The organism is Embleya sp. NPDC127516, assembly GCF_044765325.1.
GTDB lineage: Bacteria > Actinomycetota > Actinomycetes > Streptomycetales > Streptomycetaceae > Embleya.
On record NZ_JBIWJT010000014.1, the window covers coordinates 26,170 to 51,996 of the forward strand.

A 25,827-nucleotide genomic window follows, 5' to 3' on the forward strand; every position below is an offset into this window, starting at 1 on the left:
CCCGGGGCAGCTCGCGGCGGTCGTCCGTCATGGACTCGTGGCGAGGTCGGCTCATCGTCCGGTCACGGTGTGGGAGGCCGGTCGGATTCGGCTTCCGACGCGTTTCGGGCCGCGGCGAGTGCGGAGTCCACCTCCTTCAGCGAGCCGCGCAACGTGTGGGCGCGATCGAGCATCGCGCGCGTGGCGCCGACGAGCGCGGCCGCGTCGCGGTAGCCGCGTCGTTGCAGTTCCGACAGGCGCGCGGGTCGAAAGTCCAACAGCGCGCCCAGGTTCCCCAGTCGTCGATCGGGGTGCTCGACGATGTCGTCGGTGGGCCGGATCTCCAGCGCGGCACATCCCGGATAGGCCGCGCCGTCCCAGACCACGCCGTTGCCCAGGTGGACGACCACGGCGTTGGTGCAACCGCTGTCCGCCGCCAAAGGGTTCAGCGGCACGTTGTCACCGAGGCCGCCGTCCCGGTAGGGGCGGCCGGCGACCCGGCGCGGCGGGAAGACGAACGGCAACGCCGCACTGGCCAACAACGCGTCGTGCATGTCGTGTTCGGCCAGGTCCTGGACGCGCAACCAGGTCGCGGAGGCACCGGCGGCGGAGCGCCCGAGGTCGACCAGCCACCCCAATCCGGACCAGCCGGCCATCGCGGGGAAGACCGAGACCCACAGGTCGGGACCGCGCCCGAGAGCCGCCGGATCCACCCAGCGTTCCAGCAGTCCGCGCAGGAACTCGGTGCGCAGGATCGGACTGTGCCTGCGGCGGTGGAGCTCGCGCAGACCCGCCGGTGGACCGGACGCGTTCTCGGGCACCGGGACGTGCGCGAGTTCGGCCCGCACGCCCGCGCCGACGCCCGCGCCGCGCTCGTTCTCGGCGGCCTGGTACGCCGTCCCCAGGGCCTCCCAGACCACGGCCAGCCGAGCGGCCCCCTCGGCCAACGAGGGCGAGGAGGCGACCACGGCCGCGTTCAAGGCGCCGATGCTGGCACCGGAGATCGCGCGCGGTTCGAGGCCCTCCTCGGCCAGTCGGCGCAATACGCCGACCTGATAGGCGCCCTTGGCCCCACCGCCGGCCAGTACCAGTCCCCAGACCGACGCGGCGGAGCCGGCGGACAGCGGTCGGGGCACGGCCACGATGTCGGTCGACCGAGGCTCGGCGCCGCGGTGTCGACCCGGCGCGGTGGGAGTCGGACTCGTGCTCGTGGTGGGCACCGGAGCCGAAATCGGCCGCGTCGGACCGGTGTCGGGCACGGGGGTGGCGGGCGGCTGTGGGGATTCGGCAGCCGGCGCCCGCTCACCGCTGGATCCAGGACCCCGAGAAGGCTCGGAGGCGCATTCCGCCTCTGCCTCCGCGGACGCCTCGGCGCCTCGCGCCGACCCCACGACGGGTCCCGCCTCTGCCTCCGCGGACGCCTCGGCGCCTCGCGCCGACCCCACGACGGGTCCCGCATCCGCATCCGCGGACGCCTCGGCGCCTCGCGCCGACCCCACGACGGGTTCCGCTTCCACGCCGGGCCCGGGGCCCATCGCCGGCTCCGCGGGAGAGAGCATCCGACGGTCGGCGGCGACCACCGCGGCCGTGCTCGCCACCACCTGGCGCACGAACGCCCGCGGGTTGACCGTCCGCCCCGGCCGGATGTCGTACCGTGCCGCGTCCTCGATCGCCCGGTGGACCACGTCCTGGACCGGACCCGCCGCCTCGGCCGCCAGCACCAGACATCGGCCGACCACATACGGCAGCGGAAGCAGCGGCACGTGACCGTCCACGAGCCGGGAGTAGGAACGGACCAGGTCGGCGAGCATGGGGATGTCCGCCGGTGATTCCAACCGCAGACACGGGGCCAACAACTCGTCGTCGAGCAACAGCAGGCGGGGCAGTCGCGTACGGCTGCCCGCCAGGATCTTGTTCGCCAGCAGATCGCGGAACATCGGGTCGCCGCTTTGGAATTCGTACTGGCCCACCGGTCCGCGATACGCCTCCTGGGCGAGCAGAACCACCTGCAACGCCCAGGGCAGCCCGCGATAGGTCTGCTCGGCCGACCACGCCGTGATCAACATGTCGAGGTGGTGCATCGCCTCCAGGCGGCCGGTCAGCAGTCGGTGCTGATCGGCCCAGCCGGCCTGCAGCCGGGTCAGGGTCGCGTCGAGCGCCGTCCGATGGTCGCTCTCGTCGGTGGTCAGCCGGTCCAGGTCCTGCCGGGTCCGGGCGAGGAGCCGACCGGCCTGAGCCAGGGCGAGGTTGGACACCGAGCCCTGGCCGGTGAGTTCCTCGATCCGCTGCAGCAGCAACCGCTGTGCGTCGACCACGTTGCGGTTGAGCAGGGATTGCGCCTCTCGCCCCACGGTCCGGGCCACGAACGCCTTGAAGAACCCGCTGTGCCGGGGAAGCCGGGTCAGATCGGTGGCGACCTGGAGGCAGTTGACCAGTTCGAGCAACAGCGCGTCGCTGACCAGCGGGATGCTCCGGGCCAGTTCGGAGACCCGGGCGGGGGCGATCTCAAACTCACCGGTCGGGCCGGTCGGGTCGCTCATTGGAGGCCGTGCAGGGAGGTGATCGGCTGGAGGCCGTCGAGGAAGTCCTCGGCGATCAGCGTCTCGGCCCGCAACTCCTCATGGAAGCGGCCCACCCGCGCCTCCCACTCGCCGAGCGATTCACGCTTGCGCTCGCGATCCTTGAGCGATTCGGCGAGCGCGTCCCGGTAGCGCTGGAGGTATCTACGCAATTGCGCGTAGTAGTTCTCCACGTGTCGGGACAACTCGCTCGTCAGGTAGGCGTGGAACTCCTCGCGCATCGCCTCGATCTTGCGGTCCAGGTCGCCGATCATCCGCTCGCGTACATCGTCCAGGCCAATCCGGTGGAACGACTTCTGCTGTTCCTCGCGATGTTGCTCCCGGAATGTGCCCCAGCCGATCCACACCTTGTACCAGACGCGCCGGCGCAGGGTCTTCTCCACCAAGATCTCGATGGTGCGCTGTTCGCTGCGCAGCGGGATCGCGGCCCAGTCCTCGGTGTCGTCGGAGAGTTCGGCCGGCGGCACGTCGAGGGTGATCCGGAACTGGGTGCGCAGGCGTCGGTGCGCCTCTTCCAGTACCGGCTGGAGCCGAGCACCGTGCCGGTCCACCTCGCTGTTGATCCGTTCGACGAAGGTGCGTGCGGCCGTGCTCTGGGCCGCCTTCAGCGCCTCGTCGATGCTCTCGATCACGGGCCGGGTGAGCAGGCTCAGGAATGCCTGCGCGTCCTCCACGGTGTCGAATTCGACCGCGTCCACGGCCGGCACCTGCTGATTGGGCCGAAGCGCCTGGGAGATCAGCCGGGCCTCCCCCGCGATACCGGCGGGCTTGTCCGTCACCTCGATGTCGCGGATGGCGCGCAGGCTCCTGCCGCGCGTGCCGCGCAGGATCTTGTCGACGTCGGAGCGCAGTTGGTCGGCGACGTCGGTGTTGCTGTCGAGTTCCTCGCGTATCTCGCCGATCCGGCGCAGGTCGTTGTCGAGCAGTTCGATCTCGGTGGCCACCGCCTCGCGACTGCTCTTGAGTGCGCCGCGCCGCAGTTGCACCTCGTTTGCCAGTCCGACGATGCCCGCGACCGTGCGGCGCAGGGCGTTCTGCATGACCCGGGAGCCCGCCTGGGTACGCAGCGTGGCGATTGCCTGGCGCAGGAAGTCGTCGAGGCCGGAGCGCGAGCGGGCCTTCTCCGCGAGCCTGCGCACGCTTTCCGTGGTCGCCTCGCCGAGTTCCTCCTCGGCTTCGATCGTGTAGATCAACTCGTACAGCGCCCGCGTGGCCGGTCCGCTCCGAGGCTGGAAGCTGCCCGGTCGGGTCGCCTCGGCCGCCTCGACCTCGTCGAGGCAGCGGACCGCCTGGAGGGCCCGGATCGCGACGAGTTCGAAGACCCGGTCACTTGCGTCGCCGTCCACCAGACGCAGGTCGTCGATCACGAACCGGCGGAGTTCGTCGCGTTTCATGTCGCCCTGTCGGCGCTGGTCGACCTTGTTGACCACGGCGAACAACTGGTCGCGTCGGATCACCGCGAGCGCCGGTTCCATCGTGTCCTTGATGGTCGTCGCGGCGGTGCTGTTGAGCTTGGTGAAGTCCAGGACGACCAGGATGACCGAGCACTTGTCGAGTTGTTGGCGCAGTACGTCGGACAGGCGCAGGCCGCTGTTCGCCTCGTCCGGGCCGGGGGTGTCCACCAGCACGAGGTGGCCGAACGCGGTCGTGTCGTCGGTGGGAGCCCATCGGTGCGAGGCCACGATGCGGGGCACGGCGTGCAGCCGGTCCGCCAGGTGCACGGGATTGCGCAGCCCCGCCGCCAGGCGTGTCAGGTCGTTGAACGCGGTGAGGGCGCCGCGAATGTCGTCCAGGCCGGTGAAGGTGGTGCGGTTCCAGCGAGCGAGCCAGTCGTCCTGGATCTGCCGAAGGAAGTCGGCGAGGTAGGGGTAGCGGCCGGTCATCCGATCCCGATAGCCGGGATCGGCACTGTCCGGGGCCAGTTCGTCGGCGATCCGGCGGATGGCCTCACGAAAGAGTTCGTGGTCCCTGGGGTCGATCTGCAGCGTCGGGCGGAGCCTGTCGTCGGGCTGGGAGAGCACGATCTCGGTCGGTAACGTGGTCATCGCGGCGGCCCGGCTGGGCACCAGGTCGTAGCCGACCAGCGAGTTGACGATGGTGGATTTGCCGGCCTTCATCGGCGCGATGATCGCCATCCGAAGTTCCAGGTTCTGCACGGAGGTTCGCGCCTCGGTGACCAGATCGATCAGTGCCTGGGTGGCCTTCTTGCGATTCTTCGTGTCCTCCAGGTGCGGATCCGCTTGTGCGAGCAGGGATTCCACCCGGGCGAAGAACTCCAGCACGTCCTGGTGCAGCGCCGCCAGTCTCCTGGGCAGCATGGGATCCGTGTACGTCATCGCTCACCCCCGGGCGGCGCCGGGCAGACGCCGCCGAATACGTCGCGTACCGACCATGATTCCGAACCAGGCTACGCACTGCCCGCCCCTCCTCGCAGTCGATCGGGATCGCCGCGGGGATCGCGTCGCCCCCGGCCGAGGCGTCACGCCGCCGCGGCCAACCGACGCACCGGTCCCGGACGAACTGCGCACCGCGCTGGACGCGTGCGCGAGCGAGACGATCGCCCAAGTGATGGCACCGCTGCCCTGGATGCGCGCGATCGACTGCACCGGCCACACCGCACTCCACCGCTGCCTTCGCGCACTGCTCCACATCGAAGACCCCGAACCGCGACCGGACAACCCGTGGAATCACCTCCGCAGCCCGGTCGGACCGCCACGAAACCCGGGAAAAGTACCCGGCTCACGGCCCGTTGGGCGCCTGCCGGTCGTCGAACCGGCCCATCACCCGCGTTCGCGGGGAAAGCCGGGACGCCACGGATCGGCGTGTGTCGGTGACCCCCGTGAGGTGCCGCCGCACATCGGTCACACGCATGCCGGCAGCCAGGGCGGCGGCGATGCCGGTATCGGCATCCTCGAAGACCACGCAGCAGCGGGCCGGGACCCCCAACAGTCCTGCGGCGCGGAGAAAGATGTCGGGGGCGGGCTTGCCGCGCGCGACGTCATCGCGGACAACGACCACGTCGAACACACCGGCCGGCTTTGCGGCGTCCCAGTCCCGCCCGGACGAAACGGCGACTGCTGCCGGTGGCGATCGCAGCAGGGACGCCGGGGCCCCGGCCGCGGGCCAACCGCGCCGCCGGCTCGATGACGCGCACGTCACCGACCCGCCGCTTCGAGCGAGGCCGTCAGCTGCGACGCCTCGGCGTCGTGGGCGAACACACGCCACTCCACAGGTTCCACACGCTCGGCCGCGCTCTGCCGCACTTGCGCGGCAAGCCGCGCGACCGGGGTCGAGGCGTCCGGAGCGAGGTGCTCGACGATGCAGTGGGTACCGTAGTGAGTGAGGGTCAACGGTCCGATCCGCTCGACCACTGTGCCGAACCGCGGATGCGCCGAACCGGAGCCACGCAGGATGCGATCGTGCGCTGCAAGCAGTTCCCCCACGTCCAAGACCACCGCGGCATTCAAGCACTGCAAGTCCCGCGAAACCATTGGTTGGATGCGAACGGGCCCCGTCGAACGAATGTGATTCTTCTCGGCCGGGATGATCGACCCTGCACCGGCGGTGCCTCCGACGAAGCCCGCGAAGCCTTCGCACACAACGCGTACCGCCGGGTGTGCCGCTAGGGAGCGGATCGCGTTCTCGGTGTCCCGACGGTGTGCCTGCACCGGCCCCACACGGGGTGTGGACGATCCTCGCGCACGAGTTGCGGTGGCTCGAGGAGTGGGTGAGGACCGTCGCGGTGCCGGTGTTGCCGACCGGACGCCACGACGTTTCGGTGTTGCCGCCGCAGGTGCACATCTCCACCGGCTACGACGACCTGCGAGGACGACTCGCCGACGCCGGTAGCGTCCCGGCCACCGAACACTCCCGGGCCCGGCTCGACGACGTGGTCCTCGACGTGGTCCATCGCGGCACGCCGGTCGCCCGGTGGGTCGTCCCGGCAGAAAGCCGCCTGGGACACGCTCACCAGCCACCAACGCGAACGAGTGGGCTTGTGCGGGTCTTGATCGGATAGGCGGAGAGTGCATCGGGTCGTACCCACCTGTCCGGGCCCTTGTCGGCGGTGGCGTCGGGTCTCGTAGGCGCCCGCAAAATGGCTGGTCACAGGTGCGGCCTGTGCAGGACCCTGAACGTATGCCTCGACGTCTGATGTTCGTGCAGTTGAAGACTGGTTACAGCACCGACCGCGGACCCTCGTGGATCGGGTGGGTGGACTTCTCGAAGACTTGGAGCACCGCGTACTTTCACGACAGGACACTGCGCCGTGCAGGGGGGATGTCCGACGCGAACTTCTACGACGTGGCGACCGGTGAGGAGTTCTGGGTCTCCGGGCCGAAGCGGGACCGCACCGACACCCGCTACGGCCCCTCCAACTCTGAAATCGAGCCGGACGCCGTCGAGACCTATCACGCCTTCCTGGACGGTGCGCCCCTGCCAGGCCGGGAAAGCGGCTGACCTCGCGCCCCTGCCAGGGGTGCGTCCGGGTCTTGATCAGATACACAGAAAGTGCTTCCGACCTGCGTCTATTGGACTCCGGTTCGGCGGGTCGGGGGCCCTCATCCCCGACCGCACCGTCACCTCACCGTCCGGCGCACCGGCGGGCGCACCGGCGGGCGCACCGGGGTCACCGGGGTCGGCGCAGGGTCGCGAACGCCTTCCCGTCGATCGGGCCGTGGGCGCGGAGGCGGTCGACGGTGTGGCCTGTACCTCGAGGACGAAGGTGGCGCGGAGGTGGCACGGCCGCGTGGTACCGCGCGGGGGCGTCCGGCGGGCGGGCCCGGCGCGCGACCCAGGGGCCGGCGAAGTCGTTGAACCCGCGTGAGCACCTGCTCGCCCCGCCCCCTCGTCACCGCCACGCTGTCTGCCACCCGTGCGAGGACCGGGCCCCGGCCGACGACACACCGGCCGTGCGGAAGCAACAGGAAGGCGACTCGGCGGAGTTGCGCCCCTTGGGTGGGTGATTGCCCTATCGCGGTCGACCGGTTCGGCGATGAGGATTCGCGGACGGACACAAAGGTGGGGCGCGCATGGGCGGCGGCGACGACGGTGAGCGGAAGACGTGCGGGCGCTCCTCGTGGAGCACGACGCCGCGCTGCGCGAGGTCGATCCCGGCGAGACGGGGTCCGTCCTGCGGGCGGCATGCCAGGGCTTTTGCCCGGCGGGAGCGGCGGGCAGTCTCCTGGCGCTGTGCGCGGACCGGGAGAGATCCTCCCCGCGTTGTGGGACAACGCCTCGCCGGTCCTGGCGGCGGCGCTCCTCGCGCTGCAGGGCGCGCCGTCCCTGGCGGGAGGGCAGGGGGCCCGGATCCCGCGGGCGGCCCGGCGAGGCGATCGGCGACGACGAGGCCGAGGAGGTACGTCATGCAATCCTCCGGCTCGCGCTCACCCTGAACACCGTGCTCCCGGCCGCCGCCGACCGCGCCGGCGCAGTAGGCGACCGGGACGCGTGCCGCTAGGCCGCCCTGCTCGCCCACGAACCGTCCGACTGCTACGAAGGCCGTTTCCGCGGCCGGCGGGTGGGTCGACGCGGTCGGCCGGTTGTCTCCGGGAGCGTAGGCGTCACTCGGCGGCCGGTGGGTCGTTGTGCCCGTCCCGTCGTGGTGGTCCGGCGTCTCCCCGTCGCCGGGTCCCGCCGCGGCCCTGCGGTCCCTGCCCCGAGGCCGCGGGGTGGGCGGGCGCTTCGGTGCCGGCAGGCGTGACGCCGGCACCGACCGCGCCCGGGACACGATCGACGTCACCCCACCGAAGCTCGCGCCGCGCCTGCGAAACGTAGCCGCTGTGGGGGCGGACCGTCGATCGTCCAAAACCGGTGAGGGTGCTCGACGTACGAAGCCGGATCCACCGCGCCCCGGGCCCGCCGCCGCCGTCGTGCCGGCCAGCAGCGGCCCGAGACCGTACTCCCTCGAACGCCCACTGTCGTGCCGGCCGGTTCGGCCGGAAGAGCGATCACGCGCGCCGTCGGCTATGGTGCCCGTGCTCGGACGGGTCGAAGACCTGTGTCGGACGGGGGAGTTGGTGTACTCATGAGGCGTGTGGTGTTACTCGCCGTCGGTGTGGCGTCGAGCCTGGCAGTCGCGGGATGCGTTGATTCCGGCGGCGGGAGCCCGAAGGGCCCGGATGGCGGATCCGCCGCAACGGCGGCCGCTTCGGGCGGTGCGGGGCGCCGGTCCACGGCGGCCGCGTTTCCCGGGGAACCACCGGCGGGCGTACGCGGCGCACCGCTCTGGTCGGCGCAACTGACCGGCCGAGGAGCGAGCGCCGCACCCCTCGGCGCGAGCGTCGCCTTGATCACGCCGCACGGAGACGGCGGGGACGGCAGTGGTGTGGAGTTCCGCGACGCGGCGACCGGCGCGAGTCACGCGAGCGTCGAAGTTCCCGGCAAGCCGGTCGCGGGCACCTGGCACGGCCGTCCCGCGCTGGTGAGCGAGAGCGTGAAGAAGACTCCCTCCGACGGGATCTCGCCGGCGAAGACGGCCTGGGTGGTCGACGTCTTCGACGAAAAGGGGCAGCGCATCGCCCACAAGGAATACCCGGGCCAGGACAAGCCCTTCATCGTCGACGGCAGGCGCATCGTCACCGAGCACGGCAGGGGAAGCGACGCCGGGGCCTTGGTGATCAGCGACGCCGGCAGCGACGCTCCCGGCTGGCGGATCCCCTGCCAGGACCGGGTCTGCATGGACGAGAGCGCCACCGTCGCCTCCGGGGTGATCGTCCACCGGCGCCGCGACTCCAAGTCCGTGGACCTGCACAGAGCGGAAACCCTGGCCGGGTTCGATCCCGCCACCGGGGCCACCCTGTGGACGCCGCAGAACCTCGCCCGGCCGGCCGGCGCAGCCGCCACCGTTGATCCCGAACTCGTCGAACAGGACGGCGACAAGCTGGTCATCGCCTGGTACGACTACGGCGCAACGCAGTCCCACGCCATCGCCTACAGTGTCAACGACCCCGCCACCGGCAGGCTGCTGTCGACCGGCCCGACGCTCTCGGGCACGCACAAGTCCGGGCTCTCCAACCCTCAGGGATCCGTCGTCGTGGTCGCGACGACGAACACCACCGCCGCCTGGGAGACCGACACCGGGAAACTGCTGTGGCAGCAGGCCAAGGACGAGGTCCGCCTGACCCCGGTCACCGTCGTGGGCCCGGTCCTGTACTCCGGCAAGAACCCCTCGATGGCCGTTGACCTCCGCACCAAAGCAGTCCTCCAACGCACCGTCTCGGACATGCCCCTACCAGTGGGCACCGGCCACGCCGTGATCACCCGCAACCCCGGAGTCGCATACGTCTTCGCCACCCGACAAAACTGACCGGTACGCACGGCTGCACACCGAGAGCGGCGGGTGGTCGAGCGCGGCGTCGGCACCCCTGACCGGACGCAGGAGATGATGGCCGGGCAGCGCCACGCGAACCGGATGGACGAAGTCGACAGGCAGCCACGTCATGAGCCGGAGGCCGGCAGCCGACGGGCCGCCGCCCCACACCCGGTTGCACCCCAAGGACAAAGGACGTCTGGCGGACGGTTTCCGCGATGGGGCATCAGCGCGTCGCGAGGCCGCATTCGTAGGCGAATACCACGGCCTGGACGCGGTCGCGGAGGTCGAGCTTGGTGAGTACACGTCCGATGTGGGTCTTGACGGTGGTCTCGCCGAGGTGGAGGGCGGCGGCGATCTCGCGGTTGCTGAGGCCGCGGGCGACCAGGCCGAGGACTTCGCGTTCGCGGTCGGTCAGCAGGTCGAGGCGTTCGCGGCCGACCGGTGGGCTGCTGCCGGTGACGTAGCGGTCGATCAGGCGCCGGGTGACGGAGTGGGAGACGAAGGTGTCGCCGCGCAGTACGCCGCGTATCGCCACGAGCATTTCGTCGGCGGGTGCGTCCTTGACCAGGAAGCCGCTCGCGCCTTCGCGCAGGGCTGCGTACGCGTACTCGTCGAGGTCGAAGGTCGTGATGACCAGGACGCGCACGCCGGGCAGTTCGCGGACGATACGACCGGTGGCCGCGACGCCGTCCAGTACGGGCATGCGCACATCCATGAGCACGAGGTCCGGGCGCAGCGCCGCGGCGAGTTCCACGGCGCGGCCGCCGTCTGCGGCCTCGCCGACGACCGTCAGGTCATCCTGGCTGTCCACCACCATGCGCAGACCGACGCGCATCAGTTCTTGGTCGTCGCAGAGCAGGACGCGTGCCGGGGACGGTTCGCCGGAGCGGATCTCGGCGTCGAGGGGGCCGGTCATCGTGCGACCGCCGCATCCTGGATCGGGGCGTGGTGGAACGCCGAGTCGGGGAGGCGGAGTTCCGCACGGACGCGGTATCCGCCCTCTGGGGTCGTGCCCGCGTACACGGTGCCGTGGAAGAGCGCTGCGCGGGCCCGCATGCCGGCCAGGCCGTGCCCTGCCACCGCGGTATGGGCGGGGCCGCTCACGAGGGTTTCGTGCGTTTCGTCGACACGCTCTGCCGCCCGGGGGCGATGGCCGGCGGTGTTGACGACCTCGACCTGCGCCACCCTTCCGGGGCCCGGGTCACCGAAGTCCACACGGACATGCGCCGACGCGTCCGGGGCCGCGTGCTTGAGGAAGTTGGTCAAGGCCTCCTGGACGATGCGGAAGACCTGTAGGCCGGCGCTGGCCGGGAAGGCGTCCGGGCTGCCGTGCAACGTCAGCCGTACCGGGCGCTGCTCGGTGCCGGCTTGCTCGACCAGGCCGCGCAGGTCCTGGACGGTGGGCTGGGGCTCGCGCTCGGCCACCACGCGGAGCAGGCGGCGCAGATCGTCCAGGGCGGCGCGGCCGGTCGCCGAGATCGTGTCGAGGGTGCGGCCGACCACCTGCGGTTCCTTGTGCCGGGCCAGCCGGGCGCCTTCGGCGTGCACGACCATCACGCTCACGCTGTGGGCCAGGACGTCGTGCAACTCGTGGGCGATGCGCGCCCGTTCCTCGGCCGCGGCGGCGCGGGCGTGGGCCCGGCGCTCGGACTCGGCGTGCGCGGCGCGCTCCACGACCTCGGCCAGGTAGGCGCGGCGGGCCAAGACGTACTCGGCGAGCATCCACGAGCTGCCGAACATCAGCGCGACCAGCAGCGCGACGTTGGACCAGTTCACGGACTCGTCCAGGTACCAGGTCAGCGCGTACGCGGTGAACCATGCCGCGACCGCGAGGCACATCGCGGCGGCGGCACGCCGATGGCCGCGGACCACCAGCGTGTAGATCGCGACGAACAGTACGGCGTCGCACAGTCGCGGCTCGCCGCGCCATGGGTGGACGGCGTACTGCAGCCACGCCACCGCCACGACCCAGGCGGCGAAGGCGCGCGGGAACCGGCGGCGGACGAGCAGCGGCAGGAGCAGCGCCGCGGTGAACGTGACCTGCACCCACACCGGGCGCCAACCCGGTCCGTGCAGCCGGTCGTTGGGCGAGGCCAGGACGACGATCAGCACGGCGTCGACCGGCCACCGGTGGTGGCGCAGCCACGGAATCAATCGATGGAGGCGGGGCACGCTCCCCAGGCTAGGTTTCGGCCCCGTCCCGGCGCCTCGTACCGGGGAGGGGGATGGCGGCGGCACCTCAGGATGACGGTCCGGTCCGCGAGGAGGACACCGCGGTGTCCTGCGGGACGATCATCCGCGACTCACCGGGGGACGTGCGGCGACGGCCCGCGTTCCTAGCTTTTCGGCATGTTCTTCCGAGAGTTCCTCCGCCACCCTCTCCGTACCGGCGCCGTCGCGGCGAGCTCGCACGGTCTGGCCGACTGCCTCACCGACGGCATCGGGCTCGGCGACGCCTCGCTTGTCGTCGAGTTGGGGCCCGGCACCGGCGCGGTCACCGATGCGCTGCTGGCCCGCATGCGGCCCGGTGCGCACCTCGTCGCGATCGAGGTGAACCCGCACCTTGCCGCCGGCCTTCGGGGCCGGTTGGCCCGACGCGCCGCGCTGGTGGCGGCCGGCGCCGGGGCGGCTCTCCCGGACGCCCGGGTGGACGTGGACGTCGTCGACGGGTCGGCCGCGGACCTGTCGCGGCTGGTCCCGTCCGGCGGGGTGGACGCCGTCGTCTCGGGCCTGCCCTGGGCGGTGATGCCGGTCGGCGTCCGCCGGGAGATCCTCGACGCGGTCACCGGCGCGCTGACACCGGGGGGGTGGATGACGACGTTCGCGTACGGGCACGCCGCCTGGATGCCGACGGCACGCCGCTTCGCCGACGAACTCTCCGATGCCTTCGGCACCGTCGAACGCACCCGGACCGTGTGGCGGAACCTTCCGCCCGCCTTCGTCTACCGGGCCAAGACGGCGTAGGCGGCGTACCTTCCTCCCGCCGCAAGGCGATGTTCGCCGCGCTGCCACCGGGATTCGGCCGGCGCCGTGGGTCGGCGTCTCGCCGCCCGCGTCGACGACCCGGGCGGGCGGGTGTAGCAGGCGCTGTCGCTGCCCTCGTCAAGGACACCGCCGGTGGTGGCCATCCACTGAACATCCCACCCGCCGCAGGAGTGAAGCTCAGCAGTTCGTCGGATGTCTTTCGACAGGCTTGATGTAGCGGTGGCAGGGGACGAGGACGGGGTCCGCGGCGCCGTCCGCCGGATAGGCGAACGGGCCTTCGTCGGTCGAGCCGTTGCGTGCGTAGAACCTGCGGGCCCGGGCGTTGCCGCCCACGACGGCCAACCACGCCCGACACGGGTGCGGCACCCGAGGCACCGATTCCCAGTGATGATCCCAGCGCGACGGCTGCCGACGTCCGGCGTATGCGCATTGATTCCCGACTCCCTGCGATTGTGGGTGCCGTCATCGAAATAACGGACGCCGACGGCGTGTGTCCAGATTGCCGGGGAGCCCGAGCACTCGCCTTGTACGAAGGCGCACTCTCCAAGCAAAGCCGGCCAACGCGTCCGGCAGCCGCCCCGACATTCGGGCGGCCGCACCGCGACGACGGCGATCGACATGAGGGGTTGCCGCTTCGTCCCCACCCGCTGCCTGATCACCCGTGGCGGTTCGCTCTCGGCGTCGGCGTGCCGAGCACGACTGGCCCGCCCGATGCCGCCGCATCGATCTGGCCGATCCTGGATTCCGCACCGGCGAGGCTGACGCGGAGTCCCTCGATCTCGCCGCGCCGGCCTTCGCGCTCGGCTTCGGCGATCCGGTCGAGCAGGTTGTCGCGGATCTCCACGAGCCGGCCGCGCTGCGCGGGGTCGGGGCGCAGCGGGGAGCAGCGGACGCAGACGTGTCGGCCGCCCATGGCAGGTCATCGCCCCCGCGCCTGTTCCGCAGAGCGAGTTCCCCAACGATCCCAGCGTCGCCGCCTGCCACAGCGTTGCCGAGTTCGTCACCTGCGCGGAGTCCTACCGTCCCAATGACGGCATCCGGAGCTGGATCCATGACTATGTCCCGGGCTCAGCCTCGGTATTGCTCGGGGGCAACGCCTTTGAGGAGCACCCGCGGTAGACGAATGAGTCCGATGTGATCAATCGTTGTCGTTGAGGTTGAGGCCGTGGTTGAGGTGGGCATGGAATGTGGGCCTGGCGCCGGTCGGACCGCTCAGGACGAATTCGTAGGCGGCGTCGTCGGGGTCGTCGGGGTGCAATCGGTGTCCGTGGACTTCCACTTCGTACCAGCCGGGTGGTACGGAAATGCGCCGATGCCGGGGATGGTCGGGCGTCCACTTCGTGAGGTAGCCCAGGCCGCACAGCAGCAGTTCTCCCGACCGGACGTGCAGAACCCACCCGGCGGATGTCACCTTGGGGTCCTGCCACGGTGAAGGGCTGCGGGCGTGGCGTACGAGCACGGTGTAGAAGCCGGGATCGATGTTCTGCGCGGGAATCGCGATGCCGTCCCGTACGACCCGATCGCCCTGCTCACTCGTGCTGAACAACTGCAGCAGATTCCTGCCGACAGGGCTGCCGACACCGAGATCGTCGAGCCCTGTGGCATCCAGCAGCACGAAGCCGAAGAGCTCGGGAAAGCATCCTTCGAACCGCTCGCTGGGAAATGTCATGGCCGCACGGTAACGGGTTGCGCCTGCACGCAGCTTCCCGCGGAGCGGGGTAGCCGCGTTGCGGTTGGCTGTGCGTCCACCTTGCCAACGCGACGTCCGAATGTCGCCAGACTCCCGACTGGAGACCCACGAGCATCGACATGTCCACGAACGCAACACAGAGACGAGCGAACATGACTGCGGTGCTTCAAGGCAAGGTTGCATTCGTGACCGGCGGTAGCAGGGGGATCGGCGAGGCGGTCGCGCTCAGGCTGGCCGAGGACGGAGCCGATGTCGCGCTGACCTATCAGCACAATGCCGAGCGCGCGGCGGACGTGGTGGATCGGATCAAGGCACTGGGCCGCCGGGCCTGGGCGGTACGGTCCGACAGCGCGGACCCGGCGGCGGTGCGCGAGGCGGTGGATCGGGCCGCTGCCGAGTTCGGTCGGCTCGACATACTGGTCAACAACGCGGGCATCGGCGTCCTGGGCCCTGTCGAGGAACTGTCGCAGGCGGACATCGACCGGGTCCTGAACGTCAACGTGCGGGCGCCCTTCGTCGCGTCCCAGGCCGCGATCCGGCACATGGCTGAAGGAGGCCGGATCATCAACATCGGCAGCTGCATGGCCGAACGCTCCGCGTTCTCAGGCGGTTCCCTGTACTCGACGAGCAAGACCGCCCTGATCGGCCTGACGAAATCGTTCGCCCGCGAGTTGGGCCCCAGAGGAATCACCGCCAACCTGATCCACCCCGGGCCCATCGAGACCGACATGAACCCCTCCGACGGCCCGGGCGCCGACACCCAGAAGGACCTCACCGCCCTCGGACACTACGGACAGCCCTCGGACGTCGCCGCGACCGTCGCCCACCTCGCGGGCGAGGGCGGCCGGTACATCACCGGCGCCGCCATCGCCGTGGACGGAGGCTTCGCCGCCTGAGCATCGGTGGCCGGCCGCACCACGCCGCCGCCGGCCACCCCCGAACGGCCGCTACGCCGGCCCGCTGATGCTCGACGCGCCGCGCGCACGGCGGACCGGCACGACATCGACCGCTGCTCACCCGATCAGGCAAACGCGCCGCCCCTGCCCCGCCCCGGCCTCGTGTCTCCACCGGGGGCGTCCGCCCCGGCGGAAGCCCGTCTCGCTGCGGACGCGTGCGCGTTCCCGGGGTCCAGTAGTAGGCGTACAGCCGTCGGCGCCGAGAATGGTCTCGTTGGCTCGCCCAGCCCTCTTGCGCCGAGGGGACGCTGAGCACTTTCGTGCGGTGGGGCGGCATCGGGATCACTCGGCGTTTCCATCCCGGGTCTGCGCAAGCAACCGAACCATGACGTCGTCGGAGCCGTTCTCGGCCTGCCAGGCCAAGTCGTCCGGCACGCGATCGCCGTCGAGGACTTGCCGGGCGAACCGTTCCATCGACTCGGCGCTGGTGCCGCTGCCCGCACCGGTGATCCGGGCGGGGGCAGGGCCGGCGCGGGCCGACGAGGTGGGCGTCGGTGGGTGCGCCGGCTTCCTCGGCTTCGGCGAGGGCCGGTACAGGGAGGCGATCGCGGGGTGCTTTCCCGCGTTCTTCCCGACCTTGATCGGCACGGTGTCCACGTCCCGCTCCGTGGCCGCGGCCCACCGCAGGAACATCTCCGGGAACGGACGCCGCCAACACCGCGCGTCACGTGCTCGCCCCACCGTCGCCGTCCCCCGAACCGGCGAAACACCGGTGGGCAACAAGGACTTCGATGCGGATCGCCCCAGTCCGTTGACTGTCCGCATCTTCCGGAACCGGCGGACGAACACTGGTACCCGAAGGTCGAAGCGACGGTCGACGAGAGCAACTGCGTCGCCGGCGCTCGAACCGTTGCGCCCGAGGCGAAGAGGAGGTTCGGTTCGCCCGCCCGTTGTTATCAAACGGGTCGACCCGTAAGGTAAGACCATGAGTTCCTCTTCCTCCCCCAAGGGGCGTCCCAGGGATCCCCGTTCGCACGCGGCGATCATCGGCGCGACCGGGGCTCTGGTGGTCGAGGTCGGCTACGCGGCGACCTCGATCGGGGCCGTGGCAGCACGTGCCGGGGTCGGCAAGGACAGCATTTATCGGCGGTGGTCGGGGAAGGCGGAACTGGTCTTCGAGGCCGTGTTCACCACCACCGACGACGCCCCGATCCCGAACACCGGCACACTCACCGGGGACCTGACCGAGCTGCTCGAATCCCTGATCGACGAGTTCCGCACTCCGGCCGGCAGCGCGGCGCTGCCGGGGCTGCTCGCCGACTTCGCCGCCGATCCGGTCCTGAGGACACGTATCCGCACGGATTTCCTGGCTCCGTCCAAGGACCGACTGGCGGTCGTCTTCGACCGGGCCGCGCAGCGCGGCGAGATCGCCACCGACACGCCGGTCGACCTGGTCCTGGACACGTTGGCCGGAGCGGTGTTCTTCCATGTCGCGCTGGTCGGCGAATCCCCGACGCCCCGGCTGGCCGGCCAACTGGCCGCGATGATCTCGCGCGGCATTGAGATCCGATGAACACCCGCCCCACACCGGAGGTTTCCGTGTCAAGCACCGCCATCATCACCCCCACGACCGCGGCCGGCCGCCGTTGGCCGCTGTGGACCGCCGCCGCCCTTGCCGCGGGCATCACCGGACTTCACCTGTTCGGCACCTCCGAATTCGTCGACCCCCTACTCGGCGCCGACGACCTCGACGACTCCGTCATCCAGCTCTTCCGCGCGCTGTGGCACCTGTGCTCACTGCTGCTCGCCGCCCTCGCGGTCGCCCTGGCCTGGGCCGCACGCGCCGAACGAACGGCCGCACGGCCGGTTCTGGCTCTCGCCTGGTTCATCGCCGCCGCGTTCACCTGCGTGTTCTTCACCGTCAATGTGGCAGCCTTCGGCGGCGCGGTGTTCACCCTGCCCCAGTGGACTTTGTTCGTACCGCTGCTCGTACTCATACCGCTGTCCCGCTGACCGGGCCGCCGGAACGGCACACGTCGCCGGGGGCGCATCAAGCACGACCCCACAGGCAAGGATCCACAGCGGCAACCTGCCCGACCCCGGGGCGAGTCGGGCGAGTCGGGCCAGCGGAGCGAGGAACATGTGGACGTACGCACGCCCGGCGGACCGCCTTTCACCGCCTCGCCCGCTGCTCCGAGCAGCGCACCGCAGTCGTCGACGCCTGCTTCGACCACCCACGCCGCGACTCCATCATCACCGTCCGACGTCTGATCCGCCGGGCGTGGACCACTCACCGCCGGCGCACCCGGCCCCAAGGCGCCGGCACTCCCCCGGGCGGCCGGCCTGCGCGCGGCGGACACCGGGGCGCGCCGTGCGGGAATACGGTCAGCGGCATGCCGGCACCGCGACCTCACAGCCGAAGGTCACCGCCGGCCGGCCGGCCGTCCGGCGCCACCGCCACGCTGCTCACCGTCATGGGAAACACCGACTCCCCCTCGGCGCCGACGACCTCGACGACTTCGTCATCCAGCTCTTCCGCGCGCTGTGGCACCCGTGCTCACTGCTGCTCGCCGCCCTCGCGGTCGCCTTGGCCTGGGCCGCACGCGCCGAACGAACGGCCGCACAACCGGGATGCCGGATCGCCGGTGGGCCGCGGGTCTCGCCTGTGCATCTTGCCGGGACGAACTCGCGGCCGGGGAGCGGGGCTTCGCCGGGCCCTCCGCGGTGCTGACCGGCGGGGCGGCCGGAATCGGGTTGGCGACCGCTGCATGCTGGTCGCGCGGTGCGCGGATGGCCGGCATTGTCGGCATGTCGGCGTTCGCTGCGGACCTGACCGATGCCGCGTCGGTCGTCGAGACCCGGGGTGGTGCGTCCGCGCTGCCGGGTGGGCATCGACGTCTTGGTGAACAACGCGGGGTCGACCGCCATCGGGACGAGCGCTGGAGTCGACACCCCCGTGGTCGACGCTCACGCGATCCGGCGCTCGTCGTCCCCGGCCGGTCGTCGGACCGCGCCCCCTTCCCGGAGATACGGCGTGTGACCGAGTTCCGGACGCCACCGGGCGCCGGCGTGGCGGGTGAGGGCCCGAGTGAGCTCGTCGTACTCCCGTTCGGTCAACGGGCCCAGGATGCACAGGGGGATGCGGCCCACCGTGCCGGAAGCAGCCTTGTCGGGGTAGAACCAGCCCGCGGGACGTAGGGGAGTGCCACCGGCGTCATCGACGAAGTGGACGTACAGTCCGCGATAGGCGTACGGCACGGGGGCGACGACGACCTCCGCGGTGACCGTCTCGACCTGGTCCCAGGTGACGGTGCGGCGGAAGCCGTCGGTGGTGACGATGCCCTGGGGGCCGACGTGGAGGGACCAGGGCGCCCTGTTCGGGAGCGCGTGCCGGTGTCGTCCGTTCGCGCGCACCCCCATCTGCAGAAGGATGAGGCTGATGAATAGCCAGATTGCGGCCAGGATCCCCACCGCGTTCGGGATCAACCAGATGTAGGAGTCTTCGCCGTCGTCGAAGCCGCCCGTGACGCTCACGCCGAAGAAGGAGGCCACCGCGACCGCCAAGGTGATCACGACACGAAGCACGGCGGACTGGGAGGTGTCAAACCTCGAAGGTGCGTAGTCGGTGATCGGTTCCCGGCCGGTCCAGGAGATGTCGAAGGCGCCGTCGTGAGCCGGCGGGCGTTGTGTGTGCGGTGGGGTCGTTTTCGGGGATCGTGGGGCAGTGACGGTGGTCGCGGCGGACGTGCCGGGGGCGGCGGAGGCGGTGCCGAGTCGGCCGAGGCGTTCGTGGACCTCTTCCGCGCTCTGGGGGCGCCGGTCGGGTTCGCGTTCCAGGAGTGCGGCGACCAGTTCCGTCAGGGCGGGTGGCAGGCCGGGGCGGAGGGTGTCCAGGTGTGGGGCGTCCTCGGTGAGCTTGCGTTGCATGATCGCGAAGCTGGTGTGGCCGGTGAACGGTGGTCGGCCGGCGAGCAGGGCGAACAGCACGCTGCCGAGGGCGTACAGGTCGGAGCGGGCGTCGCCGCGTTCGGCGAGGAACTGCTCGGGCGCGCCGTACTGCGGGGTGCCGGCGGGGGCGAGTTGGGAGGAGGCCGCGAGGGTGAAGGCGGCCTGGAGAAAGCCGGCGATGCCGAAGTCGACGACCTTCACGGCGCCGTCGGGGGTGATCATCACGTTGTGCGGCTTGATGTCGTAGTGGACGACGCCGGCCCGGTGCGCGGCGGCCAGTGCCGCGCAGATCTCGCGCGCGATGGCGAGCGCGCGGTCCGTATCCACGGGTTCCCCGTCGCGCATGTGCGCGGCGAGGTCGGCTCCCTCGACGCGTTCCATCACCAGGAACCACAGGTCCTCGTGGATCCCCCGGTCGTACAGGGCGACCACGTTCGGATGGTTGATCTGCGCGGCGGCCACCGCCTCGCGTTCGAACCGGCGCGGCAGGTCCGCGTGCACCGCCTCGTCCAGGACCAGCATCTTGACCGCCACGTCCCGGTGCAGCACCCGGTCCCGCGCCGCCCACACCTCACCCATCCCGCCGCGGCCGAGCCGTTTCAGCAACTCGTAACGCCCCGCGACCAGTTCCCCGCGTTCCACCCGTCACCCCCGATGACAAAGGCCACACCGACTCGTAGGGTACGGCTCACCGCCCGGCCGCAAGGAGACCTCGGGCCCCGCGATACCGGCCTCTTCCTCCCCCGCGCAAAACAGTCGGACCCGACCGCGGAAGCGGCGGCCGCCGCCTGGGACGCGGCGGCAAACACCGGCGCGGCCGAGCCGCCCAACAGCGGCGCGGTGTCGACAGCCGCGATCGCGATCGCACGACGAATACGCGTGGATCTCTCCTTCGGTAGGAACACCGAGTTCGTGCCTTGCCTTGTCCTTCTCGCCTACGAACGCGGAACGGCATCCGCCCTGAAATCCGAGGGCTGGGCCCCGAGGCGACCGAATTCACCCGCTTGTCACCGCGAGTACCTTGTTGCGGGTCACCGCGTGTTCCGAACACGTTGCCGCGAATCGTCAGGGGCGCGGGACGGGAGGCTTCATGCCTTGCGCCTGGGTAAAGCCTCTTCGGTCGCACCGATCGCGACAACAACTTTCGGGCGTGACCGAATATCACCGGCCGCCGGGCTGCGGCGGCGGGTAAACCGACAATGGGGGGCACATGTTACGTATTCACTTCACGGCTCGGGATCTGACGGGGGTGGCGTTCGCTCACCACCGCGCGCTTCCGATCAGCGAGGCGGTGATGAGTCTGCAAGTCCTGCGCCGGGGCTCCGTCCCGCTCTTCCGTGCCTGGCGGAGTCACGTGCTGGAACGGCTGCCTCCTCGCGCGTCGTTGCTCGGGTCGTTGGTCCCGGCTGTCGGCTGGGTACCGGACTTCCTCACCCCCAGCGCGCCGGCGTTCCCCGGCACGGGGGTCTTCGAGGCGATACGGGCCACGCCACGCGAGCGCCTCGCAACCGATGTACAACGCCTGTCATCGCACCGCCGCCCGCCCGCGTGGGTGCGGCAACTGGCCGACGGAGACCGAGACACCCTGGACACGGTGGCCGACACCCTGGCGGCCTATCACGACATCGCCGTAACGCCCTTCGCCGACCGCATGCGCGCCGTCTTGGACGCCGACCGAGCCCGGCGTATCGACATCATGGCACGCGCCGGGATCGGCGCTTTGCTGGCCGGACTGCATCCGCACGCGCACTGGCGCGAACCGGTACTGGAGCTTCCCGGTCTTCCTGGAGAGGGTGACGTCGACTTCCATCTGGAGGGTCGCGGGCTCCTCCTGTGCGGGCACGTCTTCTGCGGCCCACGCCCTCGGGCACTACTCAACGACGTCGACACCCCCGTACTGATCTACCCGCCGCTCCGGGATCCACGGACGAACGACCTCGTCCGCGAACCGGCTCCTGCGCACGCAGCGAAGAGCCTGGCGACGCTCCTGGGCCGCACACGCGCGGCCGTCCTGCAGGCGCTCGCAGACCCGGGCGGTCACACCACCACACAATTGGCCCGACACCTGGGAATCTCCAACGCGTCGGCCTCCCAACACGCCGCCGCGCTCCGGGCCACCGGCCTGGTCACCAGCCTCCGCCAAGCCAACACGGTTCTGCACACCACCACCGCCCTGGGAACCAGCCTCCTGTCGGCCCCGCAGAACTCGTCCGCGTGAACCGACTCGTCGACGACGCGGGTTGTGGGATGCGCGGGTCCTCGATCTCAGGTCTTCCGGACGACATCAGGCTCCCGGCGCGGCAGCTTCCAAACACAGTCCGGGGAACCTCCGTTGAGCGGACGGAAGGGATCTCCAAGCACGGCCCGGCCCTTCCCAGCGGCTTCAGTCGCTGGGCGCCGCCGCGAGTTCGCGCTCCACCGGCTCGTCGGAGCCGGGAGACGCCGAGTACTACGCGTGGTGGCGGCCGAGGCAGTCGTCTCCTCGGCGGCCGGCGTCATCCTCGGCACCCGCCGTCGGCGCCTTGACCCTGGTGCCCCTGGACATCAGCGTCCTGGGCGCATCGCTCCCGGCCCGGGTCGCCCGCCGTATCGTTCGCCGTGGCCGGTGGCGCCCTGGCACTGACCCTCCCCTCGCGACTCTCCTGCCTGCGGTAGCACTGCCGCGTGGCAACCCCGGCGCGCCCGAAACGGCCACAGACCAGCATCCGGGCGGTTGCCGGTCCCCCGGTCGCCGATCGGCGGCAGACGGCAGACCGCAGACGGCAGACCGCAGACGGCAGACGGCAGACGGCAGGCAGGAGGCAACAGGCAACAGGCAGGCCGATCGTTTCCGACACGAAGCGACACGGTAACGACGCGCGTACGGCGCCGGGTGTCACGCCGGGGTTCGGCGGGGCCGGGATCGCCGGGCAGAGCGTGTGATGCTCCGGGCGTCGGCCGGTGGTCAGCACGTCGTGCGACGCGGCGCCGACCGCCGATCGGAATCGATCGGCCGCGTTCCCCGCACCGGCTACGTGCGGATCCGCGTGACCACCGCGTGCGGACACGCACCAGGCTACGTGCGTCTACCTGGTCATTCGGGCGGTTTGGGCGCGGGTGGGGATGCGTGTTTCGCGGGTGGTGTTGACGGCGGCGTCGCTGCTCCCCGGACCGATCGCGGGAGGTGGTGCGGCCGACAGGTTCTTGTCCACCGCCCGCATGCCGATGGCGGCAACGTGGTGGGCGGGCGTCGGGGACGAAAAGGTCGCGCTCTTCGCGCCCGGTGCCGGGGCCCCCGGTTCGACCCTGTTGACTTCGGCCGGTGCGTTCGAAACGCGGCCCGCCACCGGGGCGCCGTCGGCATGCCGGGCACCTGTCTTCGCCCTCGCTCCGACTACGGGCACCGGACGACCACCCGCGGTCCTGTCGGGCAACTCCCCGGACTGTGCCACGGATTGCCCCTGCCCACGTTGGGCGTACATCCGTGCCACGCCGCCGGCGACGCCCTCCGCGCGTGCGGGCAGGTAGTCGTCGCGCCGGGCGACGAACACCTCGGTCGTCTTGTCGAGGAATTCGGCGGTCGCCTCGATCATCCACCGCGCAACCCAGGTTTCCGCGGCCAGTTGCGGCTCAGAGGCGCGCTCACGGACTCGCCAGGACGGATCGCGAGACATGCACTCGGCCTCGACGTACATCTCGATGGCGTACCGGAGCGGGCGGACGTCCTTCGCATGTTCGGGCCGCCTGGCCGCGCCTACGGCCACCTCCAACAGCTGCCAGGCCATGGGATGGGCGCCCGCGTCGTCCATGGGCACTTGGTCGGCGATTCCCCGCGCTCCCCGGGCGAGTTGATCAGCGAGGACCACTGCGGGCGGGTCGGATTCCAGCGTGGGTACATCGGCGCGGTCCGGGACGGTGGACACGTGGTCCGGCAGGAACCTGAGGATATCGACCACGCTCGCCGGACGGCCCGAGGCGACCTCGACACCCGCGGCACGCTCCGCGGCGGCCCCCACCTGCTTCGCGAGTTCCTGGTGGACCACCGACAGAAGTCGTCTGCTTCTTCGTCGGGTTTCTTCGAAGTAGGCGGTCGGCCCGTGCACGCCGTTGTCCAACGACCTTGCCATCGCTATCTCGCCGAGAACGGACATATACCCTTGAAGAGCGTGGCCGAGTTCCTCCGCCAACGACTGCGCGTGGTCGTCCTCTGTCACGGGCGTCCCTTGACGAACGGCGATAGGGAGTAGGCAAGTTACCAGTCGGCCGGCGGGCGTGAAAAGTGGCCGGGACATCGCGCGCGATGCCGGCCCGACGCGGACGGAGCGGATTCCGCACCACGGCGGACCCCGATTTCCGGTGGCCCGATCGCGGGACGACATCGCTCCCGTGACGGCACGCCACGCGCCGCCGGTCGCCGCCCCGGCAGGGTACGGGCAGCGGGACCGTCGGGCGTGCTCAGGCGTTTCCCAGCGGATGGAAACGAACTGTGTCGTCTCGTTTGGTGGTTTCACGAGTTCGCCGTCGGCGGTCGGGGTGGGGTGAGGGTTGGGGTTGGGGGTGGGGGCGGGGGCGGGCCGCCATCGGTGATTCGGCGGCGCAGCACTGCCCTGGGGTCGGTGCCGCGGTGTCACCCCCTCGGGGGTCGGGACCGATATAGATCGCGAGCCTCGCCATGTTCGTCCCACCGGACGCAACGCCGCCGGCCCAGACCGGAGAGCTTCGCCACCGGACACCGTCACCGACCACCACGCAACCACCCCCACCCGGGGCCCCGCGCCGGTGCGCCGCCGCGGCCCTGCCCGCCCGGGAGTGCCGGGTCTCCGACGCCCGCCGATTCGCCCGCGCCCTCCTGGCCTCCTGGGGTGTGACCGGAGACGACCTGGACTCCGCCGTCCTGATCGTCGGCGAACCGGCCGCCAACGCCGCCCGGCACGGCCGCGCCGACATGGCGATCATCCTGGTCCTGACCGACCGTGTCCTGAGCGTCGGGGTCGTCGACTCCGGCGAGCCGAACGAGCGCCCTCCCCCCATGCGCCGACGGCGAACCCGGTCGAGGCCTGGCCATCGTGGAACACCTCGCCGAAAGCGTCGACATCCGAGAGGAACCGCGCCACCACACCACACACGTCACCCTGCGCCTCGTGTGATTCGGATACGCGTCGAGCCGACCCCGCCCGACACGAGGAAGCGGGCGTCGTGCGGTGTCCACCAGGGTTTCGGCCCTGTCGTCTTCCTCGAACCAGGCATCCGTCGCCGACGACACCGGCTGGGTCGGCGGGCCGCACTCGCCGAAGCAGACGGATCGTCCGGCGCCCTCCGGGTCGGGCAACGTACGTCGTCGCTCTCGTCCACGACGGGAGAGGCAACGCGTCGGGGACGGGTGCGTCGTTCGGGGCTCCGACGAACGTCCGTGTTCGGATGGTCATGGAGGCGAACTGTTGGGACCGGCAACTTCGCACACCAGCCCCGACTTTGAACCGGTCCTGCGGTCAGCCCGCCGTCCACGGGTGGAGTTTGTCGGGGTTGCGCACCGCCCAGATGCGCGTGATCCGGTCGTCCGCGACGTCGAACGCGTACACCGCCACGATGACGCCCTCGTGCTCGATCACCAGTCCGGCTCGACCGTTGACCGTGCGCTCCAGGACCATCAGGCCGCCGGATGCCCGGACGGCGAGGTCCGCGAGGTACCGCGCGATCCCCTCGCCGCCCTCGATCGGGCGGAGTGCGGCGGCGACCACGCCGCCCCCGTCCACCGTGAAGGTGGCGCCGGGGGCGAGGAGGCCGACAAGGGCATTGATGTCCTGTGCGTCCCACGCCCGCTTGAAGTCCGCGACGAGGCCCGCCTGGTGGGCCGCCGGAACCTCGGGGGGCCGGGAGGTTCGTACACGGCGCCGGGCGGAGGAGGCCAGTTCGCGGCACGCCGCCGGGGTACGGCCGGTGATCACGGCGATCTCGGCGAACGAGAAGCCGAAGACGTCGTGCAGGATGAGCGCGACCCGCTGGGCCGGGGTCATGGATTCGAGGACGACGAGAAACGCCATGCTCACCGACTCGTCGAGCGTGACCCGGTCGGCCGGGTCCGCGGGGTCGGTCGCGGCGGTACCCGGGCGCCCGCTGATCCAGTCGGTCCGCTCGGGCAGCGGCTCCGGGATCCATTCGCCCACGTAGCGCTCGCGCCGCACACGTGCCGAGCCGAGGAGGTCCAGGCACACGCGGCTGGCGACCGTCGTCAGCCAGGCGCCGGGCGAGTCGATGGCGTCCTGCCGCTGTCGGGACATGGCGTACCAACGGGTGTAGGTCTCCTGGACCGCGTCCTCGGCCTCGGCCAGGGAACCGAGGAGCCGGTAGGCGAGACCGATCAGCCGCCGCCGCTCGCTGATGATCGCGCCCAAGCCCGCGTCCGACTCGTCGTGCCGTGATGCCGCGTGATCGGTCATGGTTTCGATGGCTCCCCAAGTT

25 protein-coding genes and 1 pseudogene are annotated in these 25,827 nt (G+C 70.9%); 12 read left to right on the forward strand and 14 right to left on the reverse strand.

From position 1 onward, the window contains the following. Positions 1 to 62: 62 nt before the first annotated feature. The 4 genes from ACIRL2_RS26510 to ACIRL2_RS26525 form a co-directional block, all read right to left on the reverse strand. Positions 63 to 2,519, reverse strand: coding sequence for a patatin-like phospholipase family protein (locus ACIRL2_RS26510; protein WP_402234973.1), 2,457 nt, complete (start codon positions 2,517 to 2,519; stop codon positions 63 to 65). Next, a complete protein-coding gene (locus tag ACIRL2_RS26515; protein ID WP_395861686.1) occupies positions 2,516 to 4,894 on the reverse strand; it encodes a dynamin family protein in 2,379 nt (792 codons plus the stop codon). The genes ACIRL2_RS26510 and ACIRL2_RS26515 overlap by 4 nt, the downstream gene beginning before the upstream one ends. A gap of 403 nt (positions 4,895 to 5,297) precedes the next feature. Beyond that, on the reverse strand, positions 5,298 to 5,783 hold the full coding sequence (locus ACIRL2_RS26520; protein ID WP_402234976.1) for an HAD family hydrolase: 486 nt from the start codon (positions 5,781 to 5,783) through the stop codon (positions 5,298 to 5,300). Beyond that, the gene (locus tag ACIRL2_RS26525; protein ID WP_402234979.1) at positions 5,714 to 6,157 is read right to left on the reverse strand and encodes a hypothetical protein; all 444 of its coding nucleotides are present in this window, start codon (positions 6,155 to 6,157) and stop codon (positions 5,714 to 5,716) included. Before ACIRL2_RS26525 ends, ACIRL2_RS26520 begins: the two co-directional genes overlap by 70 nt. 59 nt (positions 6,158 to 6,216) lie before the next feature. Here ACIRL2_RS26525 and ACIRL2_RS26530 point away from each other — a divergent pair, with 59 nt between their 5' ends. The 4 genes from ACIRL2_RS26530 (at position 6,217) to ACIRL2_RS26545 (ending at position 9,864) form a co-directional block, all read left to right on the forward strand. Next, a complete protein-coding gene (locus tag ACIRL2_RS26530) occupies positions 6,217 to 6,576 on the forward strand; it encodes a hypothetical protein (RefSeq protein ID WP_402234982.1) in 360 nt (119 codons plus the stop codon). 119 nt (positions 6,577 to 6,695) lie between these two features. Continuing rightward, positions 6,696 to 7,016, forward strand: a complete 321-nt coding sequence (locus ACIRL2_RS26535; protein ID WP_402234985.1) for a hypothetical protein — start codon at positions 6,696 to 6,698, stop codon at positions 7,014 to 7,016. Between the two features lie 604 nt (positions 7,017 to 7,620). Beyond that, positions 7,621 to 8,016 carry a hypothetical protein gene (locus ACIRL2_RS26540; protein ID WP_402234988.1) on the forward strand — a complete coding sequence of 132 codons (396 nt, stop codon included), beginning with the start codon at positions 7,621 to 7,623 and terminating at the stop codon, positions 8,014 to 8,016. Between the two features lie 828 nt (positions 8,017 to 8,844). After that, complete coding sequence (locus tag ACIRL2_RS26545) at positions 8,845 to 9,864, forward strand: PQQ-binding-like beta-propeller repeat protein (protein WP_402234990.1); 1,020 nt, start codon at positions 8,845 to 8,847, stop codon at positions 9,862 to 9,864. Between the two features lie 229 nt (positions 9,865 to 10,093). Here ACIRL2_RS26545 and ACIRL2_RS26550 read toward each other — a convergent pair whose 3' ends face one another. Together ACIRL2_RS26550 and ACIRL2_RS26555 are read right to left on the reverse strand one after the other, a co-directional pair. Then, positions 10,094 to 10,786, reverse strand: coding sequence for a response regulator (locus ACIRL2_RS26550; RefSeq protein WP_402234992.1), 693 nt, complete (start codon positions 10,784 to 10,786; stop codon positions 10,094 to 10,096). Next, the gene (locus ACIRL2_RS26555) at positions 10,783 to 12,042 is read right to left on the reverse strand and encodes a sensor histidine kinase (RefSeq protein WP_402234993.1); all 1,260 of its coding nucleotides are present in this window, start codon (positions 12,040 to 12,042) and stop codon (positions 10,783 to 10,785) included. Before ACIRL2_RS26555 ends, ACIRL2_RS26550 begins: the two co-directional genes overlap by 4 nt. 177 nt (positions 12,043 to 12,219) lie before the next feature. Here ACIRL2_RS26555 and ACIRL2_RS26560 point away from each other — a divergent pair, with 177 nt between their 5' ends. After that, positions 12,220 to 12,834, forward strand: coding sequence for a class I SAM-dependent methyltransferase (locus ACIRL2_RS26560; protein WP_402234996.1), 615 nt, complete (start codon positions 12,220 to 12,222; stop codon positions 12,832 to 12,834). A gap of 198 nt (positions 12,835 to 13,032) precedes the next feature. On the opposite strand, the gene ACIRL2_RS26565 is transcribed toward ACIRL2_RS26560, so the two are convergent. The 3 genes from ACIRL2_RS26565 to ACIRL2_RS26575 all read right to left on the reverse strand — a co-directional run bounded on the left by ACIRL2_RS26565 (position 13,033) and on the right by ACIRL2_RS26575 (position 14,524). Then, on the reverse strand, positions 13,033 to 13,188 hold the full coding sequence (locus ACIRL2_RS26565; RefSeq protein WP_402234999.1) for a hypothetical protein: 156 nt from the start codon (positions 13,186 to 13,188) through the stop codon (positions 13,033 to 13,035). Positions 13,189 to 13,510: 322 nt separating this feature from the next. Further along, a complete protein-coding gene (locus ACIRL2_RS26570) occupies positions 13,511 to 13,699 on the reverse strand; it encodes a hypothetical protein (RefSeq protein ID WP_402235002.1) in 189 nt (62 codons plus the stop codon). Positions 13,700 to 13,993: 294 nt separating this feature from the next. Beyond that, entirely contained in the window at positions 13,994 to 14,524 is a 531-nt protein-coding gene (locus ACIRL2_RS26575; protein WP_402235003.1) for a hypothetical protein, read from the reverse strand. Between the two features lie 173 nt (positions 14,525 to 14,697). Between ACIRL2_RS26575 and ACIRL2_RS26580 the strand changes: the two genes are divergently transcribed. Continuing rightward, a complete protein-coding gene (locus ACIRL2_RS26580; RefSeq protein ID WP_395861664.1) occupies positions 14,698 to 15,441 on the forward strand; it encodes an SDR family NAD(P)-dependent oxidoreductase in 744 nt (247 codons plus the stop codon). A gap of 342 nt (positions 15,442 to 15,783) precedes the next feature. On the opposite strand, the gene ACIRL2_RS26585 is transcribed toward ACIRL2_RS26580, so the two are convergent. Next, positions 15,784 to 16,098 carry a hypothetical protein gene (locus ACIRL2_RS26585; protein WP_395861662.1) on the reverse strand — a complete coding sequence of 105 codons (315 nt, stop codon included), beginning with the start codon at positions 16,096 to 16,098 and terminating at the stop codon, positions 15,784 to 15,786. A gap of 328 nt (positions 16,099 to 16,426) precedes the next feature. Here ACIRL2_RS26585 and ACIRL2_RS26590 point away from each other — a divergent pair, with 328 nt between their 5' ends. The 3 genes and pseudogenes from ACIRL2_RS26590 to ACIRL2_RS26600 form a co-directional block, all read left to right on the forward strand. Then, positions 16,427 to 17,014, forward strand: a complete 588-nt coding sequence (locus ACIRL2_RS26590; RefSeq protein ID WP_402235007.1) for a TetR/AcrR family transcriptional regulator — start codon at positions 16,427 to 16,429, stop codon at positions 17,012 to 17,014. Positions 17,015 to 17,040: 26 nt separating this feature from the next. After that, positions 17,041 to 17,454 (forward strand): hypothetical protein, encoded by a 414-nt coding sequence (locus tag ACIRL2_RS26595; protein WP_402235009.1) that lies wholly within the window; start codon positions 17,041 to 17,043, stop codon positions 17,452 to 17,454. Between the two features lie 134 nt (positions 17,455 to 17,588). After that, positions 17,589 to 17,753, forward strand: a pseudogene (locus tag ACIRL2_RS26600) (IS5/IS1182 family transposase); the annotation flags it as partial. Between the two features lie 98 nt (positions 17,754 to 17,851). Here ACIRL2_RS26600 and ACIRL2_RS26605 read toward each other — a convergent pair. Together ACIRL2_RS26605 and ACIRL2_RS26610 are read right to left on the reverse strand one after the other, a co-directional pair. Continuing rightward, the gene (locus ACIRL2_RS26605; protein ID WP_402235317.1) at positions 17,852 to 17,992 is read right to left on the reverse strand and encodes a hypothetical protein; all 141 of its coding nucleotides are present in this window, start codon (positions 17,990 to 17,992) and stop codon (positions 17,852 to 17,854) included. 416 nt (positions 17,993 to 18,408) lie between these two features. Then, positions 18,409 to 20,031, reverse strand: a complete 1,623-nt coding sequence (locus tag ACIRL2_RS26610; RefSeq protein WP_402235012.1) for a protein kinase — start codon at positions 20,029 to 20,031, stop codon at positions 18,409 to 18,411. Positions 20,032 to 20,599: 568 nt separating this feature from the next. Here ACIRL2_RS26610 and ACIRL2_RS26615 point away from each other — a divergent pair. Both ACIRL2_RS26615 and ACIRL2_RS26620 read left to right on the forward strand, forming a co-directional pair. Continuing rightward, positions 20,600 to 21,607 carry an ArsR/SmtB family transcription factor gene (locus ACIRL2_RS26615; protein WP_402235014.1) on the forward strand — a complete coding sequence of 336 codons (1,008 nt, stop codon included), beginning with the start codon at positions 20,600 to 20,602 and terminating at the stop codon, positions 21,605 to 21,607. 24 nt (positions 21,608 to 21,631) lie between these two features. Then, the gene (locus ACIRL2_RS26620; protein ID WP_402235017.1) at positions 21,632 to 22,012 is read left to right on the forward strand and encodes an FtsX-like permease family protein; all 381 of its coding nucleotides are present in this window, start codon (positions 21,632 to 21,634) and stop codon (positions 22,010 to 22,012) included. 442 nt (positions 22,013 to 22,454) lie between these two features. Here ACIRL2_RS26620 and ACIRL2_RS26625 read toward each other — a convergent pair whose 3' ends face one another. After that, positions 22,455 to 23,660 (reverse strand): hypothetical protein, encoded by a 1,206-nt coding sequence (locus tag ACIRL2_RS26625; RefSeq protein WP_402235019.1) that lies wholly within the window; start codon positions 23,658 to 23,660, stop codon positions 22,455 to 22,457. Between the two features lie 380 nt (positions 23,661 to 24,040). Here ACIRL2_RS26625 and ACIRL2_RS26630 point away from each other — a divergent pair, with 380 nt between their 5' ends. Beyond that, the gene (locus ACIRL2_RS26630; RefSeq protein ID WP_395861650.1) at positions 24,041 to 24,844 is read left to right on the forward strand and encodes an ATP-binding protein; all 804 of its coding nucleotides are present in this window, start codon (positions 24,041 to 24,043) and stop codon (positions 24,842 to 24,844) included. A 13-nt stretch (positions 24,845 to 24,857) separates the two neighbouring features. On the opposite strand, the gene sigJ is transcribed toward ACIRL2_RS26630, so the two are convergent. Further along, a complete protein-coding gene (gene sigJ, locus ACIRL2_RS26635; protein WP_402235022.1) occupies positions 24,858 to 25,805 on the reverse strand; it encodes an RNA polymerase sigma factor SigJ in 948 nt (315 codons plus the stop codon). Between the last annotated feature and the right edge of the window lie 22 nt (positions 25,806 to 25,827).

Bases quoted from the DNA above. Each gene is read 5' to 3' on its own strand.
- ACIRL2_RS26615 (WP_402235014.1), top strand. From the start codon at position 20,600: ATGTTACGTATTCACTTCACGGCTCGGGATCTGACGGGGGTGGCGTTC.
- ACIRL2_RS26560 (WP_402234996.1), top strand. From the start codon at position 12,220: ATGTTCTTCCGAGAGTTCCTCCGCCACCCTCTCCGTACCGGCGCCGTC.
- ACIRL2_RS26625 (WP_402235019.1), bottom strand. From the start codon at position 23,660: ATGTCCCGGCCACTTTTCACGCCCGCCGGCCGACTGGTAACTTGCCTA.
- ACIRL2_RS26590 (WP_402235007.1), top strand. From the start codon at position 16,427: ATGAGTTCCTCTTCCTCCCCCAAGGGGCGTCCCAGGGATCCCCGTTCG.
- ACIRL2_RS26515 (WP_395861686.1), bottom strand. From the start codon at position 4,894: ATGACGTACACGGATCCCATGCTGCCCAGGAGACTGGCGGCGCTGCAC.
- ACIRL2_RS26510 (WP_402234973.1), bottom strand. From the start codon at position 2,519: ATGAGCGACCCGACCGGCCCGACCGGTGAGTTTGAGATCGCCCCCGCC.
- sigJ (WP_402235022.1), bottom strand. From the start codon at position 25,805: ATGACCGATCACGCGGCATCACGGCACGACGAGTCGGACGCGGGCTTG.
- ACIRL2_RS26550 (WP_402234992.1), bottom strand. From the start codon at position 10,786: ATGACCGGCCCCCTCGACGCCGAGATCCGCTCCGGCGAACCGTCCCCG.
- ACIRL2_RS26575 (WP_402235003.1), bottom strand. From the start codon at position 14,524: ATGACATTTCCCAGCGAGCGGTTCGAAGGATGCTTTCCCGAGCTCTTC.
- ACIRL2_RS26535 (WP_402234985.1), top strand. From the start codon at position 6,696: ATGCCTCGACGTCTGATGTTCGTGCAGTTGAAGACTGGTTACAGCACC.
- ACIRL2_RS26580 (WP_395861664.1), top strand. From the start codon at position 14,698: ATGACTGCGGTGCTTCAAGGCAAGGTTGCATTCGTGACCGGCGGTAGC.
- ACIRL2_RS26630 (WP_395861650.1), top strand. From the start codon at position 24,041: ATGTTCGTCCCACCGGACGCAACGCCGCCGGCCCAGACCGGAGAGCTT.